General features: G+C 37.2%; 13 protein-coding genes. 3 read left to right on the top strand and 10 right to left on the bottom strand.

Annotation, left to right across the window (positions count from 1 at the left end):
* Positions 1-617 precede the first annotated feature (617 nt).
* From JOE23_RS11970 to JOE23_RS17945, 6 genes are all read right to left on the bottom strand, one after another.
* Positions 618-1,487 (bottom strand): nucleotidyltransferase-like protein, encoded by an 870-nt coding sequence (locus JOE23_RS11970; protein ID WP_204438673.1) that lies wholly within the window; start codon positions 1,485-1,487, stop codon positions 618-620.
* A gap of 421 nt (positions 1,488-1,908) precedes the next feature.
* Positions 1,909-2,352, bottom strand: a complete 444-nt coding sequence (gene perR, locus JOE23_RS11965; protein ID WP_275581492.1) for a peroxide-responsive transcriptional repressor PerR — start codon at positions 2,350-2,352, stop codon at positions 1,909-1,911.
* A gap of 211 nt (positions 2,353-2,563) precedes the next feature.
* Positions 2,564-3,127, bottom strand: coding sequence for a cob(I)yrinic acid a,c-diamide adenosyltransferase (locus JOE23_RS11960; protein ID WP_204438671.1), 564 nt, complete (start codon positions 3,125-3,127; stop codon positions 2,564-2,566).
* 1 nt (position 3,128) lies between these two features.
* Positions 3,129-4,079 (bottom strand): D-2-hydroxyacid dehydrogenase, encoded by a 951-nt coding sequence (locus tag JOE23_RS11955; protein WP_204438670.1) that lies wholly within the window; start codon positions 4,077-4,079, stop codon positions 3,129-3,131.
* A gap of 129 nt (positions 4,080-4,208) precedes the next feature.
* Positions 4,209-4,679 carry a thioredoxin-dependent thiol peroxidase gene (bcp, locus tag JOE23_RS11950; protein WP_204438669.1) on the bottom strand — a complete coding sequence of 157 codons (471 nt, stop codon included), beginning with the start codon at positions 4,677-4,679 and terminating at the stop codon, positions 4,209-4,211.
* A 52-nt stretch (positions 4,680-4,731) separates the two neighbouring features.
* Positions 4,732-5,160, bottom strand: coding sequence for an ion channel (locus tag JOE23_RS17945; protein ID WP_204438668.1), 429 nt, complete (start codon positions 5,158-5,160; stop codon positions 4,732-4,734).
* A 560-nt stretch (positions 5,161-5,720) separates the two neighbouring features.
* On the opposite strand from JOE23_RS17945, the gene JOE23_RS11940 reads away from it, so the two are divergent.
* Positions 5,721-6,797 (top strand): FUSC family protein, encoded by a 1,077-nt coding sequence (locus tag JOE23_RS11940; protein ID WP_204438666.1) that lies wholly within the window; start codon positions 5,721-5,723, stop codon positions 6,795-6,797.
* A 394-nt stretch (positions 6,798-7,191) separates the two neighbouring features.
* Here the strand turns inward: JOE23_RS11940 and JOE23_RS11935 are convergent, their stop codons facing one another.
* The 4 genes from JOE23_RS11935 to mutY all read right to left on the bottom strand — a co-directional run bounded on the left by JOE23_RS11935 (position 7,192) and on the right by mutY (position 11,446).
* Positions 7,192-8,952, bottom strand: coding sequence for an ABC transporter ATP-binding protein (locus JOE23_RS11935; RefSeq protein ID WP_204438665.1), 1,761 nt, complete (start codon positions 8,950-8,952; stop codon positions 7,192-7,194).
* A gap of 201 nt (positions 8,953-9,153) precedes the next feature.
* Positions 9,154-9,687 (bottom strand): nucleoside tri-diphosphate phosphatase, encoded by a 534-nt coding sequence (gene ntdP / locus JOE23_RS11930; RefSeq protein ID WP_017473711.1) that lies wholly within the window; start codon positions 9,685-9,687, stop codon positions 9,154-9,156.
* Between the two features lie 423 nt (positions 9,688-10,110).
* Positions 10,111-10,287: a gamma-type small acid-soluble spore protein gene (locus tag JOE23_RS11925; RefSeq protein ID WP_204438664.1), complete on the bottom strand. Its 177-nt coding sequence runs from the start codon at positions 10,285-10,287 to the stop codon at positions 10,111-10,113.
* Between the two features lie 79 nt (positions 10,288-10,366).
* Positions 10,367-11,446, bottom strand: a complete 1,080-nt coding sequence (gene mutY / locus JOE23_RS11920; protein WP_204438663.1) for an A/G-specific adenine glycosylase — start codon at positions 11,444-11,446, stop codon at positions 10,367-10,369.
* Positions 11,447-11,598: 152 nt separating this feature from the next.
* Between mutY and JOE23_RS11915 the strand changes: the two genes are divergently transcribed.
* Positions 11,599-12,579 (top strand): metal-dependent hydrolase, encoded by a 981-nt coding sequence (locus tag JOE23_RS11915; protein ID WP_204438662.1) that lies wholly within the window; start codon positions 11,599-11,601, stop codon positions 12,577-12,579.
* Between the two features lie 83 nt (positions 12,580-12,662).
* The gene (locus tag JOE23_RS11910) at positions 12,663-13,454 is read left to right on the top strand and encodes an HAD family hydrolase (RefSeq protein ID WP_204438660.1); all 792 of its coding nucleotides are present in this window, start codon (positions 12,663-12,665) and stop codon (positions 13,452-13,454) included.
* The last annotated feature ends 119 nt before the right edge of the window (positions 13,455-13,573 follow it).

The raw sequence follows: 13,573 nt of genomic DNA, 5'->3' as shown, positions 1-13,573 counted from the left end.
CTATCTATCACCCTTTGCTCGTTTAAAGCACTAGCTTGCTTCTTACTTCTTTTCTTAACATACTGGTTGTTTTGTTCAGTTTTCAAAGATCAATTCAGTTGCTGTCTTTCTGCGACAGCTTTTATATTATATGATATACACCTATTCGATGTCAATACTTTTTTTGAAAAAGAATTGTTTTATATATAAAAGCGCAACTTTTAAAATATAACATAGTTGACTAGATAAAGTCAACTAAATATTTGCCTTGTTAAAGCAACGTGTATAACTATATCATGGCTAACAAGCTGTCGTCAACCATTTTCTTAAATTAAATTCAACCACATAAAACGAACCTTCAATCAGTGGTCGGAGAGCTACAGGATGTAGGTCATGCAGATGTTGCCACAGGACGTGGCGGTCTTAGTCTGTAATCCTTCTTAAAGATGTAGAAGTTTTTTACTCACCCACTAATGGGTAACAGGACATTAGCGTCCGCTAGCTCCCGACTAAATAGATGAGCTCTACTCCTATTTGGAGACAGACGCTTTACGGACGTTATCTGTGATAAAATAAAACAAATATTGACGTTTCTCTTCCTTAACTTATTAGATGATGGCGTCGACAAGGCAACTTTGCTAGTCGACGACCCGATACAACCGATGGAACACTGTTTTCCCCTTTGTCTCAGCAAGTTCTACCTTTATCACCTGCTTATCAACTAAATAATCTACCATCATACTTAAATCCAATTGGTAGTGAGTTAAATCAGGATGGACTTTTAAATCGCCAAACGTCCAGCTTTGCTCTTGGGAAGCCATAACACTACAGAGATGCTTTGAACCTAGTTTCACTTTGCTACTCATCGAAAAATCAATGGCAATCATCATTAACTCTATTCTTTCCGGTAAAGGTTCAGCACTTGTTAATAGTTCATCATATAATTTATATATGGCTGGATCGATTCTTTTTATCTGATTCCAGACAATAAGCTCAGGGTGATAACCCTCTTCAATAATGCTTAATCGTCCTAAGCTGTGTAATGAACTAATTACTTTATTATAGCTATCGAGATAGTTCTCCGTTTCGAATAACTGCTTGGCTTCTCGGTAACTTCGTGTTAATTTGGCAAATTCAATAGCTAACCTTAATTCACGCTTTTCTTCTGGAAATTCTGCCAGTTCAGATCTCAATTCACTAATATATTCATTACGATCAAAGATCACTTTACCTTCTGTTACCCATTGAACCATGCGACGGTATGAACTTGTATCTATCCAAAACAGCAGTTGGCGCTCTTCCACGATGTGCATGGCAGCTGTATAGTCCTTAAACTGATAATGCTTAACATACCACGGCTGTTCTGCCTGGCTAACAACTACTAATAAAATAGCATCAAAGTTATCCGTGATTGGACTTTCATTCAGCTTTTTTTCAATCATAAAGATACCCAATGTTCGGTCATCACTTGCACGTTCTTGATAAATAGATCGTAGTACATCTTCCACAATTCCAACCCCTATACATAAACTTCTCTTCATTAATAAATAGATTCGACACAAATAAACAAAAGTCCTTCAACGTTTGCGCTCAACTCAACTATTATAAAACGAACCTTCTAAGTGGGCGTTTTCGTTCTTCTACCACTGATGGCCAATTGAGGGAATCAGGACATTACGCCCGTTATCACCCTCACCCTCCTCAACCGATTTGCTCTACTCTCTAAATTGAGGGAGGTTTACCGACGGTTATCTGTGATAAAGACATGATTAAACAAGAAGAACCTCAGCTTGGCTCAATCAAATGAAATGTTATGAACGCTCCAAGTGATATAATTTAGCTCTTCAGCTCGAAGTCCAATTTTACCACATTTTTGCGTTTCACAAAAAAACGCCCTTTTTACCATAGGGCAAAAAAGAGCGTAAAGAATTAATGCGTCGTTTTACAATCTGGACATGTGCCGTAAATTTCCATACGGTGATGGCTTACTTCAAAGCCTGTGACTTTCTCTGCCAAGGATTCCACTTCATCTAAGCTTGGATAATGGAAATCAACAATCTTGCCACAAGACTCGCAAATTACATGATAATGCTTGGTTGTGTTGTAATCAAAACGGCTTGATGAGTCTCCATAAGTTAATTCTTTAACGAGACCAATTTCTCTAAAAACACGTAGATTATTATAGACTGTTGCTACACTCATATTAGGAAATTTACCCTCAAGTGCTTTATAGATATCATCAGCGGTCGGGTGGCTTTCAGCATTAATAAGAAATTCTAATACTGCGTGTCGCTGTGGTGTAATACGTACCCCTGAATCTTTCAGTCGTTCTACTGCTTCTTGAAGTTCATCATGCGTGTGATGTTCATGCATTGCCATCCACCTCACTTTCCACAAAATAAATTTAGACTGTACAAAATCACAATAAACGTTCTACATCTTATTTAAGTCTTGTTATTCAATAACTTCTATTATTATTTTATAATCCTTATAAATAGTTTAACTGGTCTATTGCTATTCTGTCAATAAAACGATGCAATTATCACTTATTTTTGCAGAAAAGTAAAGTCATTTGTGATCTAGGTCATTGATCTGGTCTAAAACCCTTTTCTTCATAGGCACTAAATGTATTAACATATCGAGCGGCAACAAATAATAAATCAGACAAGCGATTTAAAAAAGTTAACGTTAACGGATTAATATCAGCTTTAAGTCCTACCGCAATTCTTTCAGCTCGTCTAATTATCGTTCGCGCATGATGTAAATGCGTAACAGTTGGATGCCCAGTTGGTAAAATAAATTGCTCAAGCTTAGGCACCTTTTCTTCCCATTGATCAATGGCATCTTCTACACTGTCCACGTGGGATTGTGTAATCGGCCATGGAACTTCTTTTCCCTTCGGTGTAGACAATTCTGAGCCGACATGGAATAACAACCTTTGCACCATCTCCATACAATTCAAAAACTTTTTACGTTCCGACAATGACCATGTTAAACCTTGATCAACGACACTGCACGAAATACCGATTACTGCATTCGCCTCATCACTCGTTCCATAAGCTTCAACACGCAGATCACTTTTTGGAACACGCTCACCTGAAATTAAACTTGTTTCTCCTTGATCACCGGTTCGTGTGTAAATACGCATCCTAATACCCCCTACTTAAATTAACTTTATTAAGCGATGGTGTTATTCCCTGCATATAATCTTGTAAATTATTTGTAAATATTTCTAATGCTCTCGGCAAATAATGCGCCGATTTACCTGACACATGTGGGGTTAATGTGATTTTGTCATGCTCCCATAACGGACTATCCTTTGGTAAAGGCTCCACAGGGGTCACATCTAAAATCGCATGTTCAAATTGCTGGGCATCCAGCGCTTTAATTAAAACAGTTGGATCAACGGCATCGCCTCGGCCCATATTCAAAAAAATCGCGTCATTCTTCATTTTTTCAAAATGGTTATACTGATAATATCCTTTTGTCTCTGCCGTGCTTGGTAAAAGCGATACCACAAAATCAGCATTACTCAGTGCCTGCTCTAACTGGTGATTTTGATAAACATGATCAAAATATCGGCGTTTCCCACCTGAATGAGTAACAGCTATCGTCGTCATTCGAAAGGCTTGTCCAATCCGCGCCAGTTCTTGTCCAATCGCACCAGCACCAACAATCGTCAGTGTTCGCCCGCTAATTTCCCTGGTCGCTATCGTTGAATCCCACACTTTCTCCACTTGCTGCTCTGCAAAGACTTGATGTTGGCGATAGTGATTCAGTAACATTGCAATGGCATATTCGGCCATCGGAATTTGATGAATCCCTCGTGCATTTGTTACTAAAATATTCCGCTCTATAATCACATGAAAAGGGAGTTGATCGACACCCGCGGAAATGACCATGATCCATTTTAATGCTTTTGCTTTTTTTATATGCGCTTCTTTTATATCTTCCCCATAAGTGATCAAAATTTCAGCTTCAGCTAAAAATGGCTCGGCTTGATCAATATCAGCCATAAACTTAAAAGTTAGTGTATCAAAACGTTCCACTAACATTCTTTCTAAAGCATCTGTTAATTTTGTTGTTGATAATACGAGCATATCGACACCCTCACTCTCTATTCTATTTTCAAATGTAAAGCTATACAGTTGAAATGTCAAAATTAATCCTAAGCTAAGTATACATTAAAAAATCGCTAGCCCGATTCATGATAGAGCTAGCGATTATTCTTATGTTAAATGCTCTCTAATGAAATGCAAGGCATCCTCTACATGTCCATCCACTTTAACATCGTGATAAACTTTCTGCACGATGCCTTCTTTATCAATAATAAAAGTAGAACGTTGATTACCATAATATTCACGATTAGGCTTTTTCTTTAAAATCCAAACACCAAATTCGTCGGCAAGTTGATGGGCTTCATCTACAATTAATGTAAAGGGCAGATCATGCTTTTCTTTAAACTGTTCGTGACTTTCTTTCGAGTCCGGGCTTACACCTAAAATAACGGTATCTAAATCACTAAAGCTTTTATGATGATCTCGGAACGAACAAGCTTCCGCGGTACAGCCTGGTGTATTATCTTTTGGATAAAAAAACAAGACAATCGATTGGCCTTTAAAGTCTGGCAGAGAGAGGTGTTCACCTTCACTCGTTATAAATGGTAAATTAGGAACTGGATCGCCTACTTGAATCGTCATAATACGCCTCCTCAATTATAATTAATGTTAGCTTAACGAACTTTTAACCTTTTCACAAATCATTTGTTTCTTGATCATGTCTAACATAATGCTTATACATCGATAACTTCATAAAGAAAGTTATAGGTATTAAATACCCAATCATCGCTTCAATTAAACTTAAAGGACGAGCAATTCCTATTGGAATAATATCACCATAACCAATTGTAAATAAAGTTACACCAGAAAAGTAGATGCTTGTCCACAATCGATCTAAGAAAGAAGGGGCTTCGACATGACTTTCAGCGATTAAAAGTGTTGATTCTTCAGCTAACAAAGCATACAACAAAGCAAACCCAAATAAGATAGTCAAGTATAAAACAATTAATGTATTAAACAACTCATAGGAGAAATAACTTCTTCGATACGTTTTCGAAAAAATAAATTGATATAAACTGATTAAAATAAGTCCACTAATGATTAAAATAACACTAACTTTCACTTAAAGCCCCCCTGCGTCATCATATGTTTAGTGATAATCAATTATCACACAAACACGTTTCCGAAACAGATTTAGAAATGATATAATGAGATACAATGATATTATAGATGACGTGGAGGTTCGTTCATGGATGTTAAGCCAAGGTAACCTTTAGAACCTTATAAATATGAATCATGGTTCTTAACGATGACACATATAGATAAGGAAATTGACCAAATGATCAAGCCGTCAAGTATGCTTTCCAACAGATGATAGCCTAATTTTTATAATTGGTTACCAATAAATACTTTAGCTTTATTTTCTGATTTTTATACAAGATTATGAATATTTATTTAATTTTGAATTGATTATCAATTTGGAATGTGCTATGCTAATTTTGAAAAAATTATTTTTTTCATCTCATGCTTTATTTTGTCAATTTGTATGACTTCCCTTCAAAGCATGAAAGACATTGCCATCCAATGCTATTGGATGGCCTTTTTTGTTTAATAAATGGGGATTATGGCAATAGAAAAATAAACGGAAATTCCTTTTCCAACTAAGAAGGGAGCACTGATCAAATGAGATTTGGTGCTAGAATGTTTAAGACGGGCTTGGCCGTTGCAATCGCATTATATGCTGCTATGTTAATAGGGTTTCCATCTACTGTTTTTGCTGGATTTGCAGCGGTATTTGCAGTGCAACCCTCGATTTATCAATCTTTTAAAACGATCATTAAACAGCTTCAAGCAAATTTTATCGGTGTCAGTACAGCGACCATTGCATCTTACCTGATTGGAAATGATCCATTTGTCGTTGGGATTGCTGTTGTAATCGTCATTAGCCTATGTCGTTTTTTTAAATTAGAGAAAAGCGCGGTTTCAATTGCTTTGATTGCAGTCATATCCGTTATGGAAACGACAGATATGGAAATATACGAATTCGCTTTTATACGCTTTTCTTCACTGATGCTTGGTATCCTTTCGGCATTCTTGGTTAACTTATTATTTTTACCGCCGAAATACGAAACCACTTTATTCCAACATATCGATCAAGTAACTAAAGAAATATTACAATGGTTAAGAGTGACGACACGTCACCTTTCTGATGATCCTTCATTAAAAAAAGAAATCAAGCGCTTGAGTGGTGATTTAAGACGGATGGATGAGATTTATGCACTCTTCCAAGAGGAACGTGTTTACTTACAAAAAAACCGACTGATTAGAACGAGAAAACTTGTTGTATTTAGACAATTAATTAAAGTCACTCATAAAAGTTTTTCGGTACTTAAATCGATCCAAAGCGTTGACAATCGGGCGGACTTGATTCCTGATCATGTGCGAGAAGAGTTAGTCCAAGAGATTGACCATGTTCTTCATGCGCATGAACATATGTTATTAGGTTTCATGAGAAAAATTAAACGCCATGAACAACATCCCATTCAACATCTATCTGATTCAAATATCCCTAAACTTGTCGATGCCTTGCTGGATCTGTATCAAAAAAATGAGACAGATTACTTAACCTTTTTACCATTAGCGACCATGCTGATGACTTATCATTACGAATTAGAGCATCTGCAAACACTATTAAGTAGTTATGATCAATTCCATACGAGTGAAAAATTAGAAATCCTTCCAAAGCGTGATCTTGAATAGTTCGTGGATCGTTCGTTCTATCTGAAAAAAAGTGATTAAAATAAGCAAAGGATGAACATGAATAGTTGAGTAAATACCGATGATGGCATGCTCAATCTTTCTATTTTGCTCCTTTCCAACCTTGCTTTTATAACTATCAATTATGCTTGCCCCTCATGAATAAAATCTGCTCTTCATAAGGAGCTCACTGCCAAGAACAATTCCTAATATATCTCAATCCGTTCTGCTATCTGATAAAACGAACCTGTAATCAGTGTTCTTCTCCCACTGATTACAGGTTCGTTGAGTGAATCAGGACATGAGCGTCCGGTATCACCTACCTAATTTGCTCTACTCTCTATTTTGAGGAGGGATGGACGGTTATCTGTGATAATAACACGTCGTATAATCCTATTTAAATGTCGTCTGGAATATCTAAATTTTGCACCTGATACAAGTTATAATAATGACCCTGCTTGGCTAATAATTGGTGGTGTGTACCTACTTCAACGATTTGCCCGTGATCAAGAACGATGATCCGATCTGCGTGGGTTATCGTTGACAGACGATGTGCGACAATAAAAGTCGTGCGATTTGAAGCAAGTTTTTCCAAAGCTTCTTGAATAAGCTGTTCACTCTCTAGGTCCAAGGCGGATGTCGCTTCATCCAATATAAGCAGTGGAGGATTTTTTAAAAATATACGGGCGATTGCAATCCGTTGCTTTTGCCCCCCTGATAATTTAACGCCTCGCTCCCCTACCAATGTTTGATAACCATCTGTCAATTCAGTAATAAATTGGTGAGCATTCGCAGCCTTCGCCGCTTCAACAACACTTTCTTGCGAAGCATCTGGATTACCCATCCGAATATTCATTTCAATCGATTCACTAAACAGTAAATTGTCTTGTAACACCATGCCAATATTGTCTCGAATCGACCGTGCCTGAACATCACGAATATCCGTACCATCAATGCGAATGGCTCCAGCTGTCACATCATAGAAACGTGGAATTAGACTAATTAGTGTTGATTTACCTCCCCCACTCATGCCAACTAAAGCAATCGTCTCCCCTTGAGACACTTCTAAGTTAACCTCTTTTAACACCATTTCTTCATACTTTTGATATCGAAAATAAACATTATCAAATTGAACGTTTCCTTTTACTTCAGTTAGCCATGGTGCCCCTTCCTTATCTTCAATGTCATAAGTCTCATCAATAAATTCATAGACACGATCCATTGAAGCAATCGACTGAACTAAAGTGGTTGATGAAGAAATCAAACGGCGCAATGGAGAATAAACACGCTCCATATAATTTACAAACGCGACCATCGTTCCTATCGTTAAATCAGCAGTAATGACAAAATAACTTGCAAAGCCGACAACAAGTAACGGGCCTAAATCCGTGACGGTATTCATAACAGCGAATGTTCGAGCATTCCATTCTGTATGATCGAGGGCACGATTTAAAAAGTTTTTATTACGTTGATTAAATTGTTCTTGTTCATACTCCTCTAAAGCAAAGCTGCGTGTAACAGGGATACCTTGGACACGCTCATGCAAATGCCCTTGTACTTCTGCCAGTGCTTGGGATCGATTACGCGTTAATTGGCGCAATCGACCATAAAAAATTCTAACTGCGATGACATAGACGGGAAATAACATCAGTGAAATGAGGGTTAGTTTAATATCCATCGTCAACATAATGATAACTGCAATAATAATCGTAGACATGTCCAGCCAAATGTTCATAAGACCAGTCATTATAAAATTTTTGGTTTGCTCAACATCATGAATAACACGTGATATGATTTCACCCGTCTTTGATCTTGCATAGAAGCCCAAACTTAACTTCTGAATGTGTTCAAATAACTGTTCACGAATATCAAATAACACCCGATTTCCCACCCACTGAGCCAAGTACTGTCTTAAATATTCGATAGGTGGACGAATAATAGCAAAAATGAAGAAAGCTAGCCCTAATAATGAGAACAATGTATGCAACATCTCATGTTGTGATAAGCTATGATCACCAATGATATGATCAATAATGTAACGGACAAACAATGGCATTAATAAAGGAATACCAAACTTGATGATGCCAATAATAATGGTTAGAAAAATCCTTCCCTTATACGGTTTGACAAAGGATAAGTATCTTTTAATGCTACTCATAAACACCTCTCATTTCTATTAGAAAGCCTAGCACAGACACCCCCATAGCGAATTACTAGCTTTTCTTATACTTAGTCACTTCGTTGCTGGATTTAATACTTTTGCAGCATACAAAAACAAAGCCTTGTCGACTTGATGACAAGACTGCCAAGCATAACGTTATGATGCTTATTTATAACAAATAAGCTAATGAACAAGCCCTTAATATGAACGATAAGTTAAAAACAGCTCGTACAGTTGTTCAATTTGATCATGCGAAAAAGGACCTCTACGTTGTCGAATCATATGAATTAACTGATCAACATTATCCCACAAAATTCGATCTAACACCCCTGGATAATTCATCTTCTCGCGATGTAACCGATACTCATCTTCATCCAATAAGGTATAAGTCATATCAGGAAACACCTTAATATCAAGATCATAATCAATATACTTAACGGCGCCTGCTTCATATACAAAGGGCGAACTAATATTACAATAATAATGAATGCCATCTGAGCGCAACATACTGATTACATTAAACCAATACTTCGTATAAAAAAAACAGATTGCGGGTTCACGGGTAATCCAAGATCGACCGTCACTTTCAACAACACGAGTACGATCATTCGCTCCTATAACACGGGTACTCGTTGACTTTAAAACAGTCGTTTCCTGCCAAGTACGATGAAGCTGCCCATTATGTTTATAGCTTTGAATTTGTATTGGTAAACCTAATTTAGGGCCAGCCATCTTATCTTCCTTTCTTTATCTTATAGCTATTCATATTATAACTTTAATTCAACAGAAATGAAAATAAAACGAAACTTCTATCAGTGGGCGGAGGGCTACAGCACGTAGGTCACATAGACGTGGGCCTACAGGATGTAGGTTATGCAGACGTTGCCACAGGACGTGGCGATCTTAGTCTGTAATCCTTTTTAAAAATGTGGCGGTTTTAGTCTACGATCTTACCCACCCACTAATGGTGAGTTAAGTGAATCCGGACATGAGCGTCCGTTATCACCCACCTTCTACTGTCTATTTTGCGGGGAGATTTTACGGACGGTTATCTGTGATAAAAGGAGAACTATTTTTATCTATCGCTTTTTAAATCTACTATGTAGAAAAGGACTTTCGCTAAGCGAAAGTCCTTTTATGTGTAGGATTTAACAGTTATTGCTTATTTTGTTGCGATTTTTGATTTTGTTGTTTTACGCGTTGCGTATCTGTCTCAGAAGCAAATTCAGCGCCAAATTGACCTTGACCTTGTTGAGCTTGTTTATTTTGACGTTTTACTTGCTCAGCATTTGTTTTCTCTTGGTTTTGATTTTGGTTTTGGTTTCTCGCCATTTGATATCACCTCCACAAAAATAATTTAACCAATTTAGCAGAGGCTATTCTAAAAAAAGCGAACTTATTTTTGTAGCCGTTATATTTGTTTAATAATATGTTGATGTGGAACAGGAAAAGGGTAATCGTTTAATTGATTTAAGGAGACCCACTGGTGGCTTTGAGTTTGTATGTTTATATCCGTAACCTTTATACGATATACCTCAAGTTCCCAAATAACATGAGAAAAAACATGCCGTACAGGTTCTAATTGATTCACCTCAGTAATCGTGGTTTGCCACGATTGTTCTAAAAAGCTAGCTAGCAATTCCTTTTCTATTGCTTTTCTTTCTAACATTGGAAACTGCCAAAGACTTGCTAACAGACCTGTATCTGGCCGTTGTTCAATTAAATAGCGGCCTGACTGATTTTCTAATATAATGGCATAATAAGAGAGAACCTTTTGCTTCTTTGCCTTGGTCTTCACTGGCAATCTATCTTGACTGTTATTGACATAAGCCTGACAATGCTTTTGAACAGGACAAACCTCACATTTTGGAGACTTAGGACGACAGATTAAAGCACCTAATTCCATTAAACCTTGATTAAAATAGGACGGTTCTTGCTCTGATATGATTGATCGTACGGTCAGTTCAAAAATTTTCCGTGTCTTTGCTTTAGCGATATCATCTTCTATTTCTAATAAACGTGAAAGCACACGCATGACATTCCCGTCGACAGCTGGCTCTGGTTGATTGAATGCAATGCTCATAATCGCACCTAATGTATACGGTCCTATTCCTTTTAAATTTGCTAATTGTTGACGCTGATTGGGTACTTGTCCACCATACTTTTCTTTGACTTCTTTCACTGCTGTTTGAAGATTACGCGCTCGTGAATAATATCCTAATCCTTCCCATGCCTTTAGCACATCTTGCTGATCAGCATTTGCTAGCTCAGTTGGGGTTGGAAATTGGTCCATAAACCGTTTAAAATAAGGAATGACAGTATCCACTTGTGTTTGTTGCAACATAATTTCTGACACCCACACTTTATATGGATCTTGATCTAATCGCCACGGTAATTGACGTTGATTATCTTTAAACCAATTAATTAAATCTTGTTGAAAAGCATTTATATTTAATTTCTTTAAGTTGATCTTATACTCATTTGTTTGCATAAATGTCACCCTTTATGTATTGTTTCAATATTGTAAAATAACCATGAGAGGTTTAAGTGTTTATAAATTTGGCTACTAATAAGTATAACAACATTTAACCATTACGTATGATTATATAGATAACGGCAAATAAAAGAAAGGGGTGAGTGTCGATGGATACCGGTACCCATATTGCCATGGGTGTTGCAATTGGTGGTATAGCAACACTTGATCCCATTGTTGCACAAGATCCGATTGTTTTTGGTGCGGTTATGATCGGTACACTCGCTGGCTCACATGCACCTGATTTCGATACAGTACTCAAACTCAAAAGTAATGCCGTATACCTCCGTCACCATCGTGGGATAACCCATTCTATTCCGCTAATTATCTTTTGGGGATTAGCCATTTCGAGCCTGATTTACTTAGTCATACCAGGTCTACCCTTTTTAACTTTATGGCGTTGGACGGCTCTGGCTGTCGTTATACATGTATTCGTAGATATCTTTAACGCATATGGAACACAAGCATTAAGACCATTTTCTAATAAGTGGATTGCGTTAGGTTTTATCAATACCTTTGATCCTGTGATTTTTTCGGCACACATCATCGGATTTATCATCTGGGTATTTGGCGGACAACCAGCATACACCTTTTTAATCATTTACTTTCTTTTGATCCTTTATTACTTAAAACGATATTGGCAGAAGAAAGCACTTGAAAGAAAGATATTACTTTACTACGGTGAGGTTGAGGGTATTTTTACCTCGCCAACAATTAATCAAAATATATGGCGCTTGGCCATTGCTACTCGGAATAGTTTTTATGTTGCTCGCGCCGTCGATGGTAATATTCAGATTATTGACCAATTTGAGCGGATCCCAGTTCCAAATAACCGACTGATGGCAACCGCAAAAACAGATAACAATGTTGCTGCTTTTCTTTCCTTCTCATCGGTTTATCGTTGGGAACAAATTGAACATAAAAACTATACAGAAGTTCGTTTTATTGATTTACGTTATCGTTCTAAAGATCATTATCCTTTTGTTGCTGTCGTTAACGTGTCACATGACCTAAAAATTATTAACTCCTATACGGGATGGGTCTTTTCAGAGGCGAAGTTACAAGATAAATTATTAATTGAAGATATTTAGCACACCGCTTTGGTGGGCTTTTTTCTTTTCTTCATACGATTGAGATGTGTATACTGAAAAAAAAGAAAAGTCGAGGAGATACGATGATTAAATTATTTGTAACAGACTTAGATGGAACTTTGTTAAAAGACAATACATATGTAACAGAACAAGATCGACTTACTATTCAAGCCCTGTTCAAGCAAGGTATCGATATCGCTGTAGCCAGTGGAAGGTCAGATCAAGAAATTGTCCAACTATTTAAAGATATCGAGATCGATGGGCACCGCGTAAGCCAAAATGGAACGTTTGTCGTTGATGTTAATCATCAATTGGTTGTTAAGCAACACTTTGAAGCCAAACTCAGTCAAGCCCTGCTAGCTAAAGTAAAAACATATCCCGTTCATTATTTTATTTCAACTGCTGATCATATTCACTATGATAATGAGACCGATTTTGTCAGGGACGTTCAGAAGTTGTTTAAATTCCCTTTAAAACACTCACCAAATATTGCGGAGGAAATTGGAAGCAACTATAACATCTCTAAGTTTATGTTATTAGCTGAAAAAGAAACCTTATTACCCATTCAGAAAGAGATCAACCAAACATTCCCCGGACAAATTGAAAGCTTCATGTCCGCTTCAAGGTGTGTTGATATCGTCCCTGTCGGTGTTAATAAAGGGAATGGGCTTATTAAATTGATTAAAAAGCTGAACATAAAGCCTGAAGAAGTCGCTGTCGTTGGAGATGCTCATAATGATATAGACATGTTAAGAATGACACCACACAGTTATGTCATGAACAGCGCTGATGATGACGTGAAAAAACAAGCTCAACACGAAGTCGAGCATGTTCACCAAGCCATTAAAGATCTAAAAGAAAGGAAATTGCTATAAAACGAAACTTCAATCAGGGGGTGTCTTTCCCCGCTGATTGTTAGTTGAGTGAATCAGGACATTAGCGACCGTTAGCGCCCACCTATATAGAATGACCTCTACTCTCTATTTTAAATGGG

This window comes from Amphibacillus cookii, from assembly GCF_016908375.1.
In the GTDB taxonomy this organism is placed as follows: domain Bacteria; phylum Bacillota; class Bacilli; order Bacillales; family Amphibacillaceae; genus Amphibacillus_C; species Amphibacillus_C cookii.
Note: the sequence above shows the minus strand (reverse complement) of the source record. Positions and strands in the feature narration are given on the sequence as shown.

Excerpts from the sequence above, each read along its gene's own strand:
- JOE23_RS11915 (WP_204438662.1), top strand. The coding sequence starts at position 11,599 with ATGGATACCGGTACCCATATTGCCATGGGTGTTGCAATTGGTGGTATA.
- ntdP (WP_017473711.1), bottom strand. The coding sequence starts at position 9,687 with ATGGCTGGCCCTAAATTAGGTTTACCAATACAAATTCAAAGCTATAAA.
- mutY (WP_204438663.1), bottom strand. The coding sequence starts at position 11,446 with ATGCAAACAAATGAGTATAAGATCAACTTAAAGAAATTAAATATAAAT.
- JOE23_RS11910 (WP_204438660.1), top strand. The coding sequence starts at position 12,663 with ATGATTAAATTATTTGTAACAGACTTAGATGGAACTTTGTTAAAAGAC.
- JOE23_RS11940 (WP_204438666.1), top strand. The coding sequence starts at position 5,721 with ATGAGATTTGGTGCTAGAATGTTTAAGACGGGCTTGGCCGTTGCAATC.
- JOE23_RS11960 (WP_204438671.1), bottom strand. The coding sequence starts at position 3,127 with ATGCGTATTTACACACGAACCGGTGATCAAGGAGAAACAAGTTTAATT.
- perR (WP_275581492.1), bottom strand. The coding sequence starts at position 2,352 with ATGCATGAACATCACACGCATGATGAACTTCAAGAAGCAGTAGAACGA.
- bcp (WP_204438669.1), bottom strand. The coding sequence starts at position 4,679 with ATGACGATTCAAGTAGGCGATCCAGTTCCTAATTTACCATTTATAACG.
- JOE23_RS11955 (WP_204438670.1), bottom strand. The coding sequence starts at position 4,079 with ATGCTCGTATTATCAACAACAAAATTAACAGATGCTTTAGAAAGAATG.
- JOE23_RS11925 (WP_204438664.1), bottom strand. The coding sequence starts at position 10,287 with ATGGCGAGAAACCAAAACCAAAATCAAAACCAAGAGAAAACAAATGCT.
- JOE23_RS11935 (WP_204438665.1), bottom strand. The coding sequence starts at position 8,952 with ATGAGTAGCATTAAAAGATACTTATCCTTTGTCAAACCGTATAAGGGA.